11 protein-coding genes, 11 tRNA genes and 3 rRNA genes are annotated in these 19451 nt (G+C 44.2%); 24 read left to right on the top strand and 1 reads right to left on the bottom strand.

Features of this window, described 5'->3' with window-relative positions; all coding sequences use genetic code 11:
- The first annotated feature begins 8 nt into the window (after positions 1–8).
- From arcC to GTO83_RS01795, 3 genes are all read left to right on the top strand, one after another.
- On the top strand, positions 9–938 hold the full coding sequence (gene arcC, locus GTO83_RS01785) for a carbamate kinase (RefSeq protein ID WP_180871457.1): 930 nt from the start codon (positions 9–11) through the stop codon (positions 936–938).
- Positions 939–999: 61 nt separating this feature from the next.
- Positions 1000–2226, top strand: coding sequence for an arginine deiminase (arcA, locus tag GTO83_RS01790; RefSeq protein WP_180871458.1), 1227 nt, complete (start codon positions 1000–1002; stop codon positions 2224–2226).
- A 203-nt stretch (positions 2227–2429) separates the two neighbouring features.
- On the top strand, positions 2430–3848 hold the full coding sequence (locus GTO83_RS01795; RefSeq protein WP_180871459.1) for a basic amino acid/polyamine antiporter: 1419 nt from the start codon (positions 2430–2432) through the stop codon (positions 3846–3848).
- Between the two features lie 337 nt (positions 3849–4185).
- On the opposite strand, the gene GTO83_RS01800 is transcribed toward GTO83_RS01795, so the two are convergent.
- Positions 4186–6414 (bottom strand): ATP-dependent Clp protease ATP-binding subunit, encoded by a 2229-nt coding sequence (locus GTO83_RS01800; RefSeq protein ID WP_180871460.1) that lies wholly within the window; start codon positions 6412–6414, stop codon positions 4186–4188.
- 229 nt (positions 6415–6643) lie between these two features.
- Between GTO83_RS01800 and GTO83_RS01805 the strand changes: the two genes are divergently transcribed.
- The 21 genes from GTO83_RS01805 to GTO83_RS01905 all read left to right on the top strand — a co-directional run bounded on the left by GTO83_RS01805 (position 6644) and on the right by GTO83_RS01905 (position 19092).
- A complete protein-coding gene (locus tag GTO83_RS01805) occupies positions 6644–6826 on the top strand; it encodes a hypothetical protein (protein ID WP_180871461.1) in 183 nt (60 codons plus the stop codon).
- A 151-nt stretch (positions 6827–6977) separates the two neighbouring features.
- The gene (locus GTO83_RS01810) at positions 6978–7244 is read left to right on the top strand and encodes a phosphocarrier protein HPr (RefSeq protein WP_180871462.1); all 267 of its coding nucleotides are present in this window, start codon (positions 6978–6980) and stop codon (positions 7242–7244) included.
- 1 nt (position 7245) lies between these two features.
- Positions 7246–8955 carry a phosphoenolpyruvate--protein phosphotransferase gene (ptsP, locus tag GTO83_RS01815; protein ID WP_180871463.1) on the top strand — a complete coding sequence of 570 codons (1710 nt, stop codon included), beginning with the start codon at positions 7246–7248 and terminating at the stop codon, positions 8953–8955.
- A 140-nt stretch (positions 8956–9095) separates the two neighbouring features.
- The gene (locus GTO83_RS01820; RefSeq protein ID WP_180871464.1) at positions 9096–10301 is read left to right on the top strand and encodes a glycosyltransferase family 4 protein; all 1206 of its coding nucleotides are present in this window, start codon (positions 9096–9098) and stop codon (positions 10299–10301) included.
- The gene (locus GTO83_RS01825; protein ID WP_180872090.1) at positions 10301–11323 is read left to right on the top strand and encodes a glycosyltransferase family 4 protein; all 1023 of its coding nucleotides are present in this window, start codon (positions 10301–10303) and stop codon (positions 11321–11323) included. The genes GTO83_RS01820 and GTO83_RS01825 overlap by 1 nt, the downstream gene beginning before the upstream one ends.
- A gap of 1 nt (position 11324) precedes the next feature.
- Positions 11325–12338: a lysylphosphatidylglycerol synthase transmembrane domain-containing protein gene (locus tag GTO83_RS01830; RefSeq protein WP_180871465.1), complete on the top strand. Its 1014-nt coding sequence runs from the start codon at positions 11325–11327 to the stop codon at positions 12336–12338.
- Between the two features lie 72 nt (positions 12339–12410).
- Positions 12411–12659 (top strand): DUF1797 family protein, encoded by a 249-nt coding sequence (locus GTO83_RS01835; RefSeq protein ID WP_180871466.1) that lies wholly within the window; start codon positions 12411–12413, stop codon positions 12657–12659.
- A 472-nt stretch (positions 12660–13131) separates the two neighbouring features.
- Positions 13132–14706 (top strand): 16S ribosomal RNA (locus GTO83_RS01840).
- Positions 14707–14793: 87 nt separating this feature from the next.
- Positions 14794–14868, top strand: a tRNA-Ile gene (locus GTO83_RS01845).
- Positions 14869–14872: 4 nt separating this feature from the next.
- Positions 14873–14945, top strand: a tRNA-Ala gene (locus GTO83_RS01850).
- 149 nt (positions 14946–15094) lie between these two features.
- Positions 15095–18017, top strand: a 23S ribosomal RNA gene (locus GTO83_RS01855).
- Positions 18018–18100: 83 nt separating this feature from the next.
- Positions 18101–18217 (top strand): 5S ribosomal RNA (gene rrf / locus GTO83_RS01860).
- Together the 16S, 23S and 5S rRNA genes with 11 tRNA genes alongside form the textbook arrangement of a ribosomal RNA operon.
- Before the next feature lie 52 nt (positions 18218–18269).
- Positions 18270–18361, top strand: a tRNA-Ser gene (locus GTO83_RS01865).
- A 5-nt stretch (positions 18362–18366) separates the two neighbouring features.
- Positions 18367–18439 (top strand) — tRNA-Glu (locus GTO83_RS01870).
- Between the two features lie 9 nt (positions 18440–18448).
- Positions 18449–18521: transfer RNA gene (locus GTO83_RS01875), tRNA-Val, on the top strand.
- Between the two features lie 31 nt (positions 18522–18552).
- Positions 18553–18625, top strand: a tRNA-Phe gene (locus GTO83_RS01880).
- Between the two features lie 6 nt (positions 18626–18631).
- Positions 18632–18714, top strand: a tRNA-Tyr gene (locus tag GTO83_RS01885).
- 6 nt (positions 18715–18720) lie between these two features.
- Positions 18721–18791: transfer RNA gene (locus GTO83_RS01890), tRNA-Trp, on the top strand.
- Positions 18792–18808: 17 nt separating this feature from the next.
- A tRNA-His gene (locus GTO83_RS01895) sits at positions 18809–18883 on the top strand.
- 39 nt (positions 18884–18922) lie between these two features.
- Positions 18923–18993 (top strand) — tRNA-Cys (locus tag GTO83_RS01900).
- 14 nt (positions 18994–19007) lie between these two features.
- Positions 19008–19092 (top strand) — tRNA-Leu (locus tag GTO83_RS01905).
- Positions 19093–19451: the final 359 nt, after the last annotated feature.

A 19451-nucleotide genomic window follows, 5' to 3' on the forward strand; every position in this document is an offset into this window, starting at 1 on the left:
ATGCAGAAATGGCAAAAGTAGTCGTTGCTTTAGGGGGAAACGCCCTGGGTAAATCTCCAGAAGAACAACTGCAGTTAGTAAAAAACACTGCCGCTTCACTTGTGGGGTTGATCGATGCAGGGAATCAAGTAGTGATTAGTCACGGAAATGGTCCTCAAGTTGGTCAAATTAATTTAGGGATGAATTTTGCCGCGGAGAACGGAAAGACGGCCGCTTTCCCATTCCCCGAATGCGGTGCAATGAGCCAGGGGTACATCGGCTACCATTTGCAACAAAGTCTGCAAAATGAACTCCACAAGCGCTGGATGAAGAAAAATGTGGTAACCACGGTAACCCAAATTGTCGTTGACCAAAACGACCCGGCTTTCAAGAATCCAACTAAGCCCGTTGGTGACTTCTACACTAAAGAACAAGCTGACCAAATCGCAGCTGATAAAGGTTATACCTTTAAGGAAGATGCTGGACGCGGTTACCGGCAAGTGGTCCCATCACCACTACCACAAAAGATCATCGAACTCGATAGTATTGAAACCCTAATCAACAATGGTGACTTAGTCATCGCTGGTGGTGGGGGTGGAATCCCGGTTGTAATTACTGATGAAGGCCTTAAAGGGGTTCCAGCTGTGATCGATAAAGACCGTTCTAGCGCTTTGTTAGCTGATAACATCAATGCGGATAAATTAATTATCTTGACAGCTGTTGACTACGTTTACATCAACTTTAACAAGCCAGATCAAAAGCGGTTAGATCGGCTTTCCGTTGATGAAGCTAAGGAATACATGGCCCAAGATCAATTCGCTGCCGGTAGTATGTTACCAAAGATTCAAGCTTGCTTGTCCTTCGTGGAAGGGCACCCAGAGCGTGAAGCAATCATCACTTCCCTTGATGGGCTAGATGATGCTCTGGCTGGTAAGCTTGGAACGGTAATTCACGGCTAAACTAATTCCAATGTGATTCTCTTGATTTAACACTTTTTTAAATAGATAGGAGTGTAAAAAAATGACAAGTCCGATCCACGTTACTTCCGAAATTGGTAAGTTAAAGACGGTTATGCTCCACCGGCCAGGGCGTGAAATTGAAAACATTACCCCTGACTCAATGGAACGCTTACTTTTTGATGACATTCCATACTTACCAATCGCTCAAGAAGAACATGACTTTTTTGCTCAAACTTTACGTGACCAAGGCGCTGAAGTTATTTACTTCGAAAAATTATCTGCTGAAGCTTTAGCTGATGAAAAAGTTCGTCAAGAATTTTTGAATCGGATGGTTGCTGAATCAGGTTACGTTGCTGGAGCAACCCATGATGCTTTGATTGAATACCTTTCCGCAATGAACCCTCAAGATATGGTTGATAAGATTATCGAAGGGGTCCGGGGGACGGATATCGATCTTAAGCATGGTGATTTACAATCAGTTTCTGAAAATACGGATTGGCCATTCTTAATGGACCCAATGCCAAACGCTTACTTTACCCGGGATCCACAAGCCTCAATTGGTGATGGGATCTCAATTAACCGGATGACGTTCGCTGCTCGGCAACGGGAATCCTTAATTACGGAATACATCATTAAGCACAATCCACGCTTTGCTGGCAAGGTTGAAGTATGGCGTGACCGGAACCACACGACCCACATTGAAGGTGGGGACGAACTGGTTCTTTCTAACCACGTCTTGGCAATTGGGATTTCCCAACGGACGACAGCCGACGCAATTGAAGACATCGCTAAGAACCTCTTCAAGGACTCCGACTACGACACCGTAATTGCCATTTCAATTCCACACAACCACGCTATGATGCACTTGGATACTGTCTTTACGATGATTAACTACGATCAGTTTACGGTTCACCCAGCTATCTTGGATGACAACGGTCAAGTTGACAACTGGGTTCTTCACCCAGGTAAAGATGGCGAAATCGTGATGGAACACCATACCGACATCAAGGAAGTTTTGAAGAAGGCTTTGAACAAGTCTGAAATCGATTTAATTCCAACTGGGAATGCTGATCCAATCGTAGCGCCACGGGAACAATGGAATGATGGTTCAAACACCTTAGCAATTGCTCCAGGTGAGGTTGTTACCTACAACCGGAACTACGTATCAAATGACTTATTACGTGAACATGGGATCTTAGTTCACGAGGTTCGTTCGAGTGAATTGTCCCGGGGCCGTGGTGGTCCGCGGTGCATGTCCTGCCCAATCGTTCGTGAGGACATCGACTAGCTAAAAATTAGCGGAGGTGATCTAGATGGTACCAACGACTACCAAGGGTTACTTCCGCTTTTTTGAGCCAAAAATTATTCGGTTAGTTTTATAATTAGCGTGTATAATATAATTAATAGTAGGCTTTAGTGGCGAAAAACCATGATCGCCTATTTGCAATCATTCTTTTTTACAGGTTAGTTTATAGAATCGAGGAGTGAAAAATGGAAAACAAAAAAGGAATTAGCCGCACTGAGCTGATTGCCTTGATCGTTAGTTCCTGTATTGGGACTGGGATCTTTGGGATTACAACGAATGTTGCAGCCGCTGCTGCGCCTGGTCCAGCTTTACTAGCATGGCTATTTGTTGGAATTGGGATCTTATTTTTAGTTCTTTCGTTGAACAATTTATCAAACAAGCGTCCTGATCTTAAAGCTGGGATCTTCTCTTACGCTGGAGCCGGTTTTGGCCCGCTTGGGGAATTCATTTCTGGTTGGTCATACTGGTTGTCAGCATGGCTAGGGAATATTGCTTTTGCGACGATGCTAATGAGTTCATTAGGGACCTTTATCCCAATGTTTAAGGGTGGTCAAAACTTAGCATCAATCATTGTTGCGATTATTTTCTGTTGGATTTTAACGCTCTTAGTTAATCAAGGGGTGGAAAGTGCCTCCTTCATTAACTCAATTGGGACGGTCTTTAAGGTTATTCCACTGGTTCTTTTTATCATTTTGATGATTATTGGATTTAAGGGTGGTCTTTTTACTGCTGATTTCTGGGGCCACGTTGCTAATAATATGTCAAAGGGAACCACAACTGGTTCAGTTTGGGAACAAATTAAAGGTACGATGATGACATTGATTTGGGTCTTCATCGGGGTTGAAGGGGCTTCTGTTATGTCCCACCGGGCCAAGAACCGTTCACAAGCCGAACAAGCAACGATTATTGGTTTTATTCTTTTAGTTTTGATCTATGTTATGATTTCGATCTTACCATACGGTCACTTAAGTCGGGCCGCTTTAGCTGCTGGTGGTCAACCAGCCCTTGGAAGTGTCCTTGAAGCCGTTGTTGGTCACTGGGGGGCCGTAATGATTAACGTTGGGTTGATCATCTCAACGATCATTTCTTGGCTATCCTGGACGATGTTACCAGCTGAAACGACGATGTTAGTCGCTGATGATAAGGCAATGCCAAAGGTGTGGGGAAAGGTAAACGCTAAGGGAGCCCCAACAACTTCCTTGATGATCACTGGGGTTTTGCAAACGATTTTCCTCTTCTCCTTGCTCTTCACACAACAAGCTTATGAATTTGCTTACTCATTAGCTGCTGCTGCGATCTTGTTCTCATACTTACTGGTTGGTTTGTACCAAATGAAGTATAGTGCAGAAAACCAAGAATGGGGTCAGTTCACGGTTGGGTTGATAGCATCGATCTTCCAACTCATTTGTATGGTCCTTGCGGGTTGGAGTCAAGTGCTCTTAGTTTCCATCAGTTTTATTCCAGGTTTCATTATTTACTGGCAAAACTGCAAGGAACAAAACCACAAGATGAGCGGAGCCGAAAAGACAGTTATTATTTTAGTACTCTTGCTTTCAATCCTTGCCATCTACTTTGTTGCTAATGGCACGATTGCAATTAGCTAGGAAAACAAATATGTAATGAAAGGTTGTCCAAATCCGGGCAACCTTTTTCTTTTCCCCAATAAGGCCATGTGGGACGAACTAGATAGGATTCCTGTCGTCTGCAAACTCATGCAAGCGGTCAGCCTCCCGGAGCAACTACCATTTATTACTACTTCTCCGGTATCTGTATAACAGATATGGGGTGGTGACCTTCCAATCTTTAAATTAGTGACCTAGTCGATTTTCCAGCCTCTTTTCGCTAAGGTGTAATCCCCGTAGATCTAAATAAAAAGCGAATGAACTAGGTAACTTTCCCAATTCATTCGCTTTTCTTTTGCTAGTGTTAATAACTTAATCTCTAATCCGTAGTGGTCAAGGAACTATCAGCTGGCTTTGTTAATTCGTTTTGGCTATTTTCGGCAGTAACTACAATCTTGCCATCGTCATTTAATTGAGCAATGAGTCGATGGTCGTTATTGTGTTCAAGCACGAAGTCAGCAATTTGGTCCTCAATTTGTTCTTGAATGACCCGCCGTAATGGCCGCGCTCCCATCTTTGGGTTATAACCAAGTTCAACGAGCTTTTCTTCAACGTCTTGTGGGACTGTAACATGAAGTTCCCGGTCAGCCAACATTTGGTTAACATCATCAATCATCAAGTCAACGATCTTCATCAAATCGTCCTTGGTAAGGGCGTTAAATTCAACAATATCGTCAAACCGATTTAAGAATTCTGGCTTAAAGTAATTAGTTAACTTATCCATGACGGAGTTAACGTTGCCGTTAGTTTCAGCACCGAAACCAACGCTAGCGACCGCATCGCCAGAGCCAGCGTTAGAGGTCATAATGATGATGGTATCCTTAAAGGAAACCGTCCGTCCTTGAGAGTCGGTTAACCGACCATCATCAAGGATTTGTAAGAACATGTGCATGACGTCTGGGTGGGCCTTTTCAACTTCGTCCAAGAGAATTAAGCTGTATGGGTGCCGACGAACTTGTTCCGTTAGTTGACCAGCCTCTTCGTAACCAACGTAGCCTGGAGCCGCTCCAATTAATTTCGAAGTCGATGTTTTATCCATGTATTCAGACATGTCGAATCGGATCATCGCGTCTTTAGAACCAAAGAGTTGCTTAGCTAATTGCTTAGCTGTTTCAGTCTTTCCAACCCCAGTTGGTCCAACAAAGAGGAAGGAACCAATCGGCCGACCAGACTTGTTTAAACCAATGCGGTTCCGGCGAATTGCCCGGGCAATTTTATCTACCGCTTCGTTTTGACCAATGACGTGTTTTTCAAGTTCCTTATCAAGGTCCTTTAATTGATTTTGTTCTTGCTTTTGCAGGTCACCAACCGGAATATTGGTCTTTTCTTCGACGATTTTTTCCATATCTTTAACATCAACGATGGCTTCGTCCGTGACTTTATTTTCTTCGGCTTCTTTTTTGGCTTTGGTTAACTTTTCGACTTGATCACGGTAGAAGGCAGCCTTTTCGTAGTCTTGGCTTTCAACCGCTTGTTGTTTATGAGCTTCAGCAGTGTGAATTTGATTTTCAATCGCGTTTGGATCAACGTTTTTTAAGGTTAAGTTCTTCCGCGAACCGGCTTCATCAAGCAAGTCGATTGCCTTATCAGGTAAGTACCGATCTTGGATGTAACGGTCAGATAACTTTGCAGCCGCCATAATCGCATCATCAGTATATTTAACATGGTGGTAATCTTGGTACCGACTCTTGATCCCATCCAAAATCTTGATGGTCTCGTCGACACTTGGTTCAGCGACTTCAACTGGTTGGAACCGGCGAGCCAAAGCACCATCCTTTTCGATCTTCCGGTATTCATTCAGGGTTGTAGCACCGATTAATTGGAATTCCCCCCGAGCTAAGGCTGGTTTTAAGACGTTTCCAGCATCCATCCCACCTTCAGCGTTTCCGGCTCCCATAATTTCGTGGATTTCATCGATGAAGAGGATAATATTGTGGTTCTTGGAAACTTCTTCAATTAATTGTTGCATCCGCTTTTCAAATTGGCCCCGGATCCCAGTTCCTTGAACAAGTGAAACTACATCTAACCGGATAATTTCCTTGTTAGCTAACTTCTCCGGAACTTCACCAGAAACAATTGCGGTTGCTAAGCCTTCAACCACAGAGGTTTTCCCAACCCCAGCTTCACCAATTAGAACGGGATTGTTCTTCGTCCGCCGGTTCAAAATTTCAATTACCCGATGGATTTCCTTATCCCGACCGATTACTGGGTCGATCTTTCCTTGGCGGGCAAGGTCGGTCATATTAATTCCGTATTGGCCTAAAACGCCCTTTCCCCGTTGGCCATTGCCACCTTGGCGTTGGCCTTGTGCTTGGCCACCACCATTAGCAGCTTGGCTTTGCATATTATTTAAGGCATTCATAAAATCATCGAGGTTACCAAATCCAAAAGCATTGTTCATATCGTTTCCCCCATTTAACATTTGCATTTGTTGGTTTTGTAATTTTTGATAACAATTTTGACAGAGGTCAATCTGCATCTTTTGGCCATTCATCATCATTTGTAGATGAATGGTTGCTGGATTTTTATGACAGATTTGACATAGCATGGTTTAATTCCCCCTTGCCTGGTCATTTGACCTTTCTTGACTAATTAGCTTTAATTATACTTACTTTTTCACTTAAAGCAAGTTATCTACCTGGTTTTAAGTGAAAACAAAGAAATAAAAAAGATTGCTTTAAAAGGTTATATAGAATGAGAGAAATAAATCAGTTTAATTTGGTAATGTTTCTTAGTCATTGGATGGTAAAATATTTAAAAAGGGGGTTGGCTAATTAATGGCAGCAGATTATTTAGCTAAGTTAGAGCAATTGCGAAAAGGGGAAATTGATGAATTAATCGTCACCCCAGATGATTTTCTGGATTTTCAAACGGCTTACCGGACATATCAATTTAAGACCCAAATTACCGGGGATGCTCATCGGGACGGTGAAATTCATTACCATCGCGTTAAAAAGTAAAGTTTGAGAAGAAATGAGGAGCTTTCATCGTTTTTAACATTAAAACCGACGGAAGATTCTTGTATTTAACGCTTACAATTGCTACAATGGGACTTATAAAGTAAGTATTTTTAATACCTACTATTCTTTATGTGCTAAGGAGAATGATACAATGGAAAAACGCGATTTTAACATCACTGCTGAAACAGGTATTCACGCCCGCCCAGCTACGATCTTGGTTCAAACTGCTTCCAAGTTTGCTTCTGACATTACGTTGACTTACAACGGCAAGAGCGTTAACTTAAAGTCCATTATGGGAGTTATGTCCCTTGGAGTTGGTCAAAACGCTGATGTTACGATTTCTGCTGATGGTGACGACGAAAAGGATGCCATTGCAGCAATCGCCGACACGATGGCAAAGGAAGGCTTGGCTGGCTAAAATGGCAAAATTACTCAACGGAATTGCAGCGAGTGGTGGAATTGTCATTGCGCCAGTTCATCTGTTGAGTTACGGCAAGCCGCCGGTTAAAGATCAAAAAACAACCGATGTGAATCATGAGGTCGAACGGCTTCATGATTCTTTTCGTATTACGGCAGCTGAGCTCGAGCAGATTATCCAACAAGCAACTCGTAATTATGGAAAACAGATTAAAGAGCCTTTAGAACAGCAATTAGTAATTCTTAGAGATTGGGAATTTCCAGCATTAATTGGCCGGTTAATTGTGAGTCAAAAAATAACTGCGATTAGTGCCATTGAAAATGGGTTAGCCACTACCTTAGCAAAAATTGATCAAACTACGCGCACAGGCCATCGCCTAGCAATAGCGTATCAAGACGTGGCACAACGTTTAATCACGCATCTTCAACCACAAAAAAATGAACAACTAGATCATCGGGCGATTGTTGTATCCCATGAAGTTAGTCCCAGCTTAGTTGCTAGTTTTAATCCGCAATTGGTCGCGGGGTTAATTACCGATAATGGGGGAGCGACGGCCCACTCAGCCCTTTTGACAGCTGAACTGGGAATTCCAGCAGTCGTAGGAACTAAAACGGCAACTCAGATTGCCCAAGAGGATATGGTGGCAATTATTGATGGTGAACATGGAAAGGTGATTTTTCAGCCAACCCCCCAGGAAATCGATCATTATCAACAGTTAGCTGCTCAGTATCAACAGCAACAGCAAAGTCTTGGTGCTTACCGGGATCTAGCAACCGTGACCGCTGATGATAATCGGGTTCATGTCGCAGCCAACATTGCCTTGCCGGATGAATTGAATCAATTGGTTAAAAGTGGTGCCGAAGGAATCGGCTTGTACCGGAGTGAATTTCTCTTTTTAAATGTTGATCATCGCGTCACAGAAGATGAACAAGTTGCTAATTATAAAGCGGCCCTATTAGCTATGCCACATGATCGAGTAGTGATTCGGGTTCAAGATTTGGGGGCAGATAAGCAACCAAGATTTGGCCAAGAAAGGAATGTAAAGCTATTTTCTCAGCGGGGGTTACGTTGGCTTTTAAAACAAGAACCAATTTTACGGACCCAATTACGGGCACTTTTGCGAGCTTCGGTCTATGGTCATTTAGGGATCATGTTTCCTTTCGTGACCACGATTGATGAATTTCAACGGGCATTAGCAATTTTGGATCAAGAACGCCGCCTTCTAGAAGAACAGGGCCATGCAGTAGCTAATAATGTTGAGGTTGGAATGATGATTGAAACGCCAGCCGCGGTCTTGATGGCAGATCAATTTGCTAAGTATGCGGACTTCTTTAGCATCGGCTCAAATGATCTGGTCCAATACCTCTTTGCAGAAGATCGAACCGATAGTAGTAACCAGCACTATGTTGCGCTGAATCCCGCTGTTTTACGGGCCATTAAACAAGTAATTCAGGCTGCGCATGCAGAAGGAAAATGGATTAGCTTATGTGGGGAAATGGCAACCTTAAAGTTAGCTCAACCATTGGTTTTAGCAATGGGGATTGATGAATTCTCACTCCCCCTCCCAGCAATCTTACCCTTAAAGCAACGCTTACAGAATTTATCAGTTCGTCAACTTCAGCCATTAGTAAAGCAAGTCCTAATGATGGAAAATGATGATGAAGTGGCAGAAGTAGTTAACAAATGGCTCCGACGCCACCAAAAGAAGTAGACCCTATTTCTTAATAATTGTTATAAAAATGGGGTCTTGTTTGCTATTGTAATAATTTGAGTTTAAAATGAGAAAATCAGCGTAATTGAGAAGTTTGACTTTTCAATTTAGACCGAAAAAATATCAAAGGAGAGGGCAGCTTGAAAATCGGTTTGTTTACAGACACCTATTTTCCGCAAGTTAGTGGGGTCGCAACCTCAATTAAAACCTTACGGGATGAATTGATCCGTCATGGACATCAGGTTTATATCTTTACAACAACTGACCCAGCGGCACCCGCTTCTGAACCAGAGAAGGGAATTTACCGTTTTAAAAGTATCCCCTTTGTTTCCTTTACTGATCGACGGATTGCGGTAACTGGTTGGCTTAAAGTTCTTCGAGTAGCTAAGCAACTGCAATTAGACGTGGTGCATAATCAAACAGAATTTTCGCTTGGCTTAATGGGGAAAATGGTTGCTCGTGAATTAGGAATCCCTTGTTTGCATACTTACCATACAATGTACCAAGATTATCTCCATTACATTGCCAATGGACGGGTTTTACGACCCAAAGATGTTGCCCGCTTAGCGCGGTTATATTTACGGAATATGGATGGGGTGATTGCCCCGAGTGAGCGGGTATTAGATACCTTAATTGGCTATGGGGTTTCTGCTCCAATCAGGATTATTCCCACGGGGGTGGATTTGAGCCGTTACCAGCAACGAGATTCCAAAGCAGAACGGCTTAAGCGTCGGGCTGAACTTGGTTTCAGTCAGGATACACCGGTTCTCTTATCATTAAGCCGATTAGCGTTTGAAAAAAATATTCAAGCTCTGATTGCAGCTTTGCCTGATATCTTAACTACGGTCCCAGATGCCCAATTGTTAATTGTGGGGGATGGGCCGGCCAGGTCGACCCTTGAACGTCAAAGTCGTGAATTAGGACTAACAGACCACATCACTTTTATTGGTCAGATTGATAATGATGAAGTTTATCATTATTATCAACTCGCGAACGTTTTTGTATCCGCTTCGGACTCGGAGTCGCAAGGATTAACTTATGATGAAGCCTTAGCGTCTGATTTACCCTTAGTTGTAATGAAAAGTGATTATACCGCAGAATTGATTGATGATGTGGCAATTGGTCAGGTCTTTCAACAACGTTCAGAATTGGTTAAAGGAGTGATTAAGTATTTAACCAGTCAACCAGCTACAGAAGATCAAGCAAAACGACAGGTTAAGTTACATGAGATTTCGGCAGCGGTCTTTGAACAACGAGTGGTCGAATTTTATCAAGAATGTGCGGAACGGGCCGCTCAAAAAACGGCACCATTCCATCGGCGGTTACCGTTTATGAGGAGTAGATGATGATAAAAATCACGATGTTCTCGCAAGCTGATTCAGTTAAAGGACAAGGGGTAGGAAGTGCTTATAACGAATTAGTTACTTTGCTAAGGGAGCGATTTAGCTCAACGTTTGATTTAGCAATCAATTCTTGGCGAACAACGGATATTAGTCACTATCACACCATTAATCCTACCTATTTTTTGTCGACTTTTTCCAAAAAACGGGGGCGCAAAATTGGGTATGTCCATTTTTTGCCCGAAACTTTGGAAGGAAGTTTAAAAATTCCGCAACCATGGCGGAGTTTGTTTTATCGATATGTAATTGCCTTTTATAAACGAATGGATCACTTGGTAGTAGTCAATCCTAATTTTATTCCAAAGTTAGTTGCTTATGGGATCAAGCAAGAAAAGATTACCTATATCCCAAATTTCGTTGATTCTAGTCACTTTTTCCCGGTTGATACTAAAAAAAAGGAGCAGTTGCGGATTAAATATCAAATTCCCCAGGATCAGTTTGTTGTTTTTGGGAGTGGGCAACTCCAAGAGCGTAAGGGAATTTTTGATTTCATCCAGTTAGCAAAACAAAATCCGCAGACCCTTTTTATTTGGGCTGGTGGTTTTTCTTTCGGTGCGATCACCGATGGTTATAAGCAACTAAAGGCAGTAGTCAAAAATCCACCTACCAATTTGCGTTTTCCTGGGATTGTTTCTCGTGAAGTGATTGCTGAATATAATAATCTGGCGGACTTATTCTTATTACCGTCTTATAATGAATTATTTCCGATGTCGGTCCTGGAAGCTTTTAGTTGTGGAACACCAGTAATGCTAAGAGATTTAAGCCTCTATCATGGCATTATTGGGGGTTACTATGAACCAGCAACGGATTTAAAGATGATGCAAACAAAACTCCGCACTTTAAGCAAAGATCCCCAAGCTTTGGCTGAGTTGAGGGACAAGTCTTGCCAAGCAGCCAAACGATATTCGAAAGATCATCTAGCACAAGTCTGGAAACATTTTTATTTTTCGCAAGTAAAGGAGCACTAAAATGTCGCGAAAAAATTGGATTGTTTTAGTTTTGATGCTTCTTGTAGGAATTGGAATCTTTGCTTTTTCACTCCGAAATACAAATTTAACCCGGTTGAGTTATGATTTGGCTCACCTTAACTGGGGATGGTTTTTGATAGCTGTTTTGTGTATTTGTCTATATTTGGGTCTTGAAGGTGTTGTTGTAAAGATTTTTATGACTGACCGGTACCCGTCCTTTACTTGGAAGGATGCTTTGCGCTTACCATTAATTGAACAATTATTTAATGGTATAACACCGTTTTCAACGGGAGGGCAACCAGCCCAACTGATGGCAATGCTGCAGTCGGGGGTTGAAGGTGGTTTGGCCAGCTCGGTGTTATTAATGAAATTTGTGGTTTTCCAGGCCATGATTGTCATCAATTTCTTGATTAGTATTTTAATCGGGTTTCATTATATTGCCGAAAAACTGCATGCCTTATCACTTTTTGTGCTTTTTGGTTTTACGATTCACCTGGCAGTAATAATTGCTCTTTTAATGGTAATGTATTGGTATTCTTTCACGAAACGATTAGTTAAGACCGCTTTAGTACCGGTAAGATGGTTTGGTGGACAGCAACGTTACCAAAAAATATGGGAAAGATTAGATACAAAGATTGATACTTTTTATCAAGAAAGCGTCAAAATGAAACGAGAGTACCATAAATTAGGAAAGGTTGCAGTGGTCACTCTGTTACAATTATTGGCTTATTATATTATTCCCTATTTTATTCTTTTAGCTTTAGGAGTTAATGGAATCAATCTCATTATGGTGATGAGCTTACATGTCCTTATTTTTATGATTATTTCCTTATTTCCAATTCCAGGAGGAACGGGTGGGGCAGAGTATAGCTTTTCAGTGCTTTTCTTGAGTTTCACTCATTCTCAAAGTAAATTGGTTTTAGCCATGTTCTTATGGCGTCTTTTAACTTACTATTTTGGAATGTTTGCTGGAATGTTTGCCATGATGATTAAACCAGATAAAGTTGAAAATTAAAAAGAGTCTGTGCAATCCAAAGGGTTTGCATAGGCTCTTTTTTTCGTTAAAATCAAATTGGGTGAGATGAAAATGATGAAATCGAAATTAATACCAATTATTAAGCGCCTCCAAGCGATGACATTGGCTAAAGATGCTCATGATCAACGCCGTGAATTTACGGCATATGGGGTTTATGTCTGTGAGGTAATTTATCGACAGTCGGAAAACGAGTTTATTATCGTCCGCAATCGTGAGCAAGAACAATTAGTTTTTGATGACCTGGACTTAGCAGCAATTGAGATCTTTAATTGCCTATATGATTTTTATGAAAGCTTTTAACTGAACTATTATTGCTTCATAATGAATTATAGTAGATAATTTACGAATAATTAGCCATTAATGAACGTGAATAACAAAGAAAAACAAAAAAGTTAAAAATAATTTGTGAAGATGATTGACAATTACTAATAGTTACCTGTATAGTAGTTATCGTTGTCACGGCAATTGAAAGTTTCAATAAAAACTTCTTGACGTAAAGTTAATGCTTTGGTAACATATAAGAGTTGCTGATGAGCTTAGTAATTAAGAACTCCAAAAATGATTTAAAAAAGTTCTTGACATCTTCTAAATCAGATGCTATAATAACTAAGCGCTAGGAATTATTTTTCCAAGCAATTCGGTAGACCTTTGAAAACTGAATAAAGTTTCGACGAATCAAATGTGTAGGGTCCTTGATCGTAATGATCGAGGCAAAACATTTGCGAAGTCAATTCGCTTAATTTATTTTTGAGAGCTATCTCAAATTCTTATTTTATATGAGAGTTTGATCCTGGCTCAGGATGAACGCCGGCGGTGTGCCTAATACATGCAAGTCGTACGCGTTGGCCCAACTGATTGATGATGCTTGCATCTGATTGACGTTGGTTTACCAACGAGTGGCGGACGGGTGAGTAACACGTAGGCAACCTGCCCAGAAGCGGGGGACAACATTTGGAAACAAGTGCTAATACCGCATAACAACATTAACCGCCTGGTTAATGTTTAAAAGATGGTTTCGGCTATCACTTCTGGATGGGCCTGCGGCGCATTAGCTTGTTGGTGAGGTAATGGCTTACCAAGGCAATGATGCGTAGCCGAGTTGAGAGACTGATCGGCCACAATGGAACTGAGACACGGTCCATACTCCTACGGGAGGCAGCAGTAGGGAATCTTCCACAATGGGCGCAAGCCTGATGGAGCAACACCGCGTGAGTGAAGAAGGGTTTCGGCTCGTAAAGCTCTGTTGTTGAAGAAGAACATGCTAGAGAGTAACTGTTCTAGTATTGACGGTATTCAACCAGAAAGTCACGGCTAACTACGTGCCAGCAGCCGCGGTAATACGTAGGTGGCAAGCGTTATCCGGGTTTATTGGGCGTAAAGCGAGCGCAGGCGGTTTTCTAAGTCTGATGTGAAAGCCTTCGGCTTAACCGAAGAAGTGCATCGGAAACTGGATGACTTGAGTGCAGAAGAGGGCAGTGGAACTCCATGTGTAGCGGTGGAATGCGTAGATATATGGAAGAACACCAGTGGCGAAGGCGGCTGCCTGGTCTGCAACTGACGCTGAGGCTCGAAAGCATGGGTAGCGAACAGGATTAGATACCCTGGTAGTCCATGCCGTAAACGATGAGTGCTAGGTGTTGGAGGGTTTCCGCCCTTCAGTGCCGCAGCTAACGCATTAAGCACTCCGCCTGGGGAGTACGACCGCAAGGTTGAAACTCAAAGGAATTGACGGGGGCCCGCACAAGCGGTGGAGCATGTGGTTTAATTCGAAGCTACGCGAAGAACCTTACCAGGTCTTGACATCTTGCGCCAACCCTAGAGATAGGGCGTTCCCTTCGGGGACGCAATGACAGGTGGTGCATGGTCGTCGTCAGCTCGTGTCGTGAGATGTTGGGTTAAGTCCCGCAACGAGCGCAACCCTTGTTACTAGTTGCCAGCATTTAGTTGGGCACTCTAGTGAGACTGCCGGTGACAAACCGGAGGAAGGTGGGGACGACGTCAGATCATCATGCCCCTTATGACCTGGGCTACACACGTGCTACAATGGACGGTACAACGAGTTGCGAACTCGCGAGGGCAAGCTAATCTCTTAAAACCGTTCTCAGTTCGGACTGCAGTCTGCAACTCGACTGCACGAAGTCGGAATCGCTAGTAATCGCGGATCAGCATGCCGCGGTGAATACGTTCCCGGGCCTTGTACACACCGCCCGTCACACCATGGGAGTTTGCAATGCCCAAAGTCGGTGGGGTAACCTTTTGGAGCCAGCCGCCTAAGGCAGGGCAGATGACTGGGGTGAAGTCGTAACAAGGTAGCCGTAGGAGAACCTGCGGCTGGATCACCTCCTTTCTAAGGAATTAATCGGAAACCTACACAGCGTTGAAACTTTGTTCAGTTTTGAGGGGTTTACCTCTCAATTTAATAGCTCGCTTATTTGGGCCTATAGCTCAGTTGGTTTAGAGCGCACGCCTGATAAGCGTGAGGTCGGTGGTTCGAGTCCACTTAGGCCCATTATGGGGAATTAGCTCAGCTGGGAGAGCACCTGCTTTGCAAGCAGGAGGTCATCGGTTCGATCCCGATATTCTCCATTACCAACGATAGTTGGTAAAAGTTTGTACTTTGAAAACTAAATAATATCTTTTCTAAATAATCAAGAAAACCGAGAACACCGCGTTATTTGAGTTTTTAACGAATATAATCGCTATCTCAATTAACTCGATTGATCGTCGATCAATCAGGTTAAGTTACAAAGGGCGCATGGTGAATGCCTTGGTACTAGGAGCCGATGAAGGACGGGACTAACACCGATATGCTTCGGGGAGTGGTAAGTACACTTTGATCCGGAGATTTCCGAATGGGGAAACCTAACTAACTTAGTCGTTAGTTGCTTGACTAGTGAATTCATAGCTAGTAAGCGGTAGACGCAGTGAACTGAAACATCTAAGTAGCTGCAGGAAGAGAAAGAAAAATCGATTTCCTGAGTAGCGGCGAGCGAAACGGAAAGAGCCCAAACCAACGAGCTTGCTTGTTGGGGTTGTAGGACTGAACGTTTGAGTTACCAAGGGGCAAGGTAGTCGAAGCAGTTGGGAAGCTGCACCAGAGATGGTGATAGTCCAGTAGACGAAACCTTACCCCCTCAGTTCAGGATCCTGAGTACGGCGGGACACGTGAAACCCCGTCGGAATCCGCGAGGACCATCTCGCAAGGCTAAATACTCCCTAGTGACCGATAGTGAACCAGTACCGTGAGGGAAAGGTGAAAAGCACCCCGGGAGGGGAGTGAAAGAGTTCCTGAAACCATGTGCCTACAAGCTGTCGGAGCCCGTTAATGGGTGACGGCGTGCCTCTTGCAGAATGAACCGGCGAGTCATGATTACGTGCAAGGTTAAGGTGGAAAAACCGGAGCCGTAGCGAAAGCGAGTCTGAAATGGGCGTACGAAGTACGTAGTTATGTACCCGAAACCAGGTGACCTACCCATGTCCAGGATGAAGGTGCGGTAAAACGCACTGGAGGTCCGAACCCGTGTCTGTTGAAAAAGGCTGGGATGAGGTGTGGGTAGCGGTGAAATTCCAAACGAACTTGGAGATAGCTGGTTCTCTCCGAAATCTCTTTAGGGGGAGCCTCGGAATTAAGAATCTTGGAGGTAGAGCACTGTTTGAACACGGGGCCCGTCATGGGTTACCAACTTCAGATAAACTCCGAATGCCATCGATTCATGTCCGGGAGTCAGACGATGAGTGATAAGATCCACCGTCGAAAGGGGAACAGCCCAGATCACCAGTTAAGGTCCCAAAATATATGCTAAGTGGAAAAGGATGTGGAGTTGCATAGACAACTAGGATGTTGGCTCAGAAGCAGCCATCATTTAAAGAGTGCGTAATAGCTCACTAGTCGAGTGATCCTGCGCCGAAAATGTACCGGGGCTAAGCATATTACCGAAACTGTGGATTCAACCGTTAGGTTGAATGATAGGAGAGCGTTCTAAGGGCGATGAAGTTAGACCGTGAGGACTAGTGGAGCGCTTAGAAGTGAGAATGCCGGTATGAGTAGCGAAAGACAGGTGAGAATCCTGTCCACCGAATGACTAAGGTTTCCTGGGGAAGGCTCGTCCTCCCAGGGTAAGTCGGGACCTAAGGCGAGGCCGAAAGGCGTAGTCGATGGCTAACAGGTTGAGATTCCTGTACTAGTTAGTTGCGTTTGAATGATGGAGGGACGCAGAAGGCTAAACGATCCGGACGATTGGAAGTGTCCGGCCAAGCAGTAAGTTAGGGTTAGAGTTAAATGTTTTAATCCGGGTTAACAAGCTGTGATGGGGAGTGAAATTATAGTAGCGAAGTCGTTGATGTCACGCTGCCGAGAAAAGCTTCTAGTGAGTAACTAACTACCCGTACCGCAAACCGACACAGGTAGTCGAGGAGAGAATCCTAAGGTGAGCGAGTGAACTCTCGTTAAGGAACTCGGCAAAATGACCCCGTAACTTCGGGAGAAGGGGTGCTGGTCGCAAGACCAGCCGCAGTGAAAAGGCCCAGGCGACTGTTTATCAAAAACACAGGTTTCTGCAAAATCGTAAGATGAAGTATAGGGGCTGACGCCTGCCCGGTGCTGGAAGGTTAAAAGGAAGGGTTAGCTTCGGCGAAGCTCTGAATTGAAGCCCCAGTAAACGGCGGCCGTAACTATAACGGTCCTAAGGTAGCGAAATTCCTTGTCGGGTAAGTTCCGACCCGCACGAAAGGCGTAACGATCTGGGCACTGTCTCAACGAGAGACTCGGTGAAATTGAATTGCCTGTGAAGATGCAGGCTACCCGCGACAGGACGGAAAGACCCCATGGAGCTTTACTGTAGCTTGATATTGAGTGTTTGTATTGCTTGTACAGGATAGGTAGGAGCCATAGAAACCGGGACGCTAGTTTCGGTGGAGGCGTTGGTGGGATACTACCCTTGCACTATGACCACTCTAACCCGCACCACTCATCGTGGTGGGAGACAGTGTCAGGTGGGCAGTTTGACTGGGGCGGTCGCCTCCCAAAAGGTAACGGAGGCGCCCAAAGGTTCGCTCAGAATGGTTGGAAATCATTCGCAGAGTGTAAAGGCACAAGCGAGCTTGACTGCGAGACAGACAGGTCGAGCAGGGACGAAAGTCGGGCTTAGTGATCCGGTGGTTCCGTATGGAAGGGCCATCGCTCAACGGATAAAAGCTACCCTGGGGATAACAGGCTTATCTCCCCCAAGAGTCCACATCGACGGGGAGGTTTGGCACCTCGATGTCGGCTCATCGCATCCTGGGGCTGTAGTCGGTCCCAAGGGTTGGGCTGTTCGCCCATTAAAGCGGTACGCGAGCTGGGTTCAGAACGTCGTGAGACAGTTCGGTCCCTATCCGTCGCGGGCGTAGGAAATTTGAGAGGACCTGTCCTTAGTACGAGAGGACCGGGATGGACATACCGCTGGTGTACCAGTTGTTCCGCCAGGAGCACCGCTGGGTAGCTATGTATGGATGAGATAAACGCTGAAAGCATCTAAGTGTGAAACTCGCCTCAAGATGAGATTTCCCATTCCGTTAAGGAAGTAAGACCCCTCAGAGATGATGAGGTAGATAGGATGGAAGTGGAAGTGCGGTGACGCATGGAGCGGACCATTACTAATCGGTCGAGGACTTAACCAAGGTAAAAGGTGGTAAGGTTACTTGAGGGGAAAGATATTGTTTAGTTTTGAAAGCACAAGCTTTCAATCCTGAAAAGGATAGAGTGTGGTGATGATGGCTTGAAGGATACACCTGTTCCCATGCCGAACACAGAAGTTAAGCTTCAACGCGCCGAAAGTAGTTGGGGGATCGCTCCCTGCGAGGATAGGGCGTCGCCACGCGATGATCAAGCCTTTGGCACCTGGCAGTTAAATGTGTCAGGGCTTGGATTTTGGAGAGTTGTCCGAGCTGGCCGAAGGAGCAGCATTGGAAATGCTGTATACGGGTTAAAGCCTGTATCAAGGGTTCGAATCCCTTACTCTCCGTTTATGACCCGTTGGTCAAGCTGGTTAAGACACCAGCCTTTCACGCTGGTAACATGGGTTCGAGTCCCGTACGGGTCATATTACTTTGGAGGATTAGCTCAGTTGGGAGAGCGTCTGCCTTACAAGCAGAGGGTCACAGGTTCGAGCCCTGTATCCTCCATTACAGCTAAATAGTTGTATAACCTAAAGATGGCTCGGTAGCTCAGTTGGTAGAGCAACGGATTGAAGCTCCGTGTGTCGGCGGTTCGATTCCGTCCCGCGCCACTTTATGGAGGAGTAGCGAAGTCTGGTTAAACGCGACGGTCTGTAAAACCGTTCCTTCGGGTTCGGTGGTTCGAATCCACTCTCCTCCACTTTATAGGGATATAGTTAAACGGTATAACTACGGTCTCCAAAACCGTCATTGTGGGTTCGATTCCTACTATCCCTGCTCAACTGAATATTTTGGCGGTATTGGTGAAGTTTGGTTAACACATCGGTTTGTGGGTCCGACATGCGTGGGTTCGAATCCCACATACCGCCCTTGTAACTAGTCATTATGATTAGTTAGTATAACTAATTGGTGGTATAGCCAAGTGGTAAGGCAGAGGTCTGCAAAACCTTTATCACCGGTTCGAATCCGGTTACCACCTTTTAGTAAAGACATGCCTCTGTGGCGGAATTGGCAGACGCGCTGGACTCAAAATCCAGTTCCCGTTGAGGGAGTGTGGGTTCGACCCCCACCGGAGGCATTTTAAAATATTCAGGTCTTTGCTTAAAAAGCGATCAGAGTTATTCTGATCGCTTTTATTTTTGTATATTCAGGGTCTACAATATTTGGTACTGCTAGGATTAAAATCCTAGCAGCCTGGTTTATGGGATTTTTTATGTATCAAAGATGATTACTGGCAAATTTAGTCATAACCATCCGTTAAAGTTGTCGGACGATTTCTAAAAGCTCTTCATTTTGTTTCAGAACTTTTTTATTGAAAACTACTCCCGCCAGTTATTTTTTATATAAAGCGAACCCCCTAACCGAGATTTAATGTCTTCAGTATAGGGAGTTCGCCACGTAATTAATACACGGGTCATGATTCACCGTTTATTTTTT

This window comes from Lactobacillus sp. 3B(2020) (assembly GCF_013487845.1).
In the GTDB taxonomy this organism is placed as follows: domain Bacteria; phylum Bacillota; class Bacilli; order Lactobacillales; family Lactobacillaceae; genus Limosilactobacillus; species Limosilactobacillus alvi.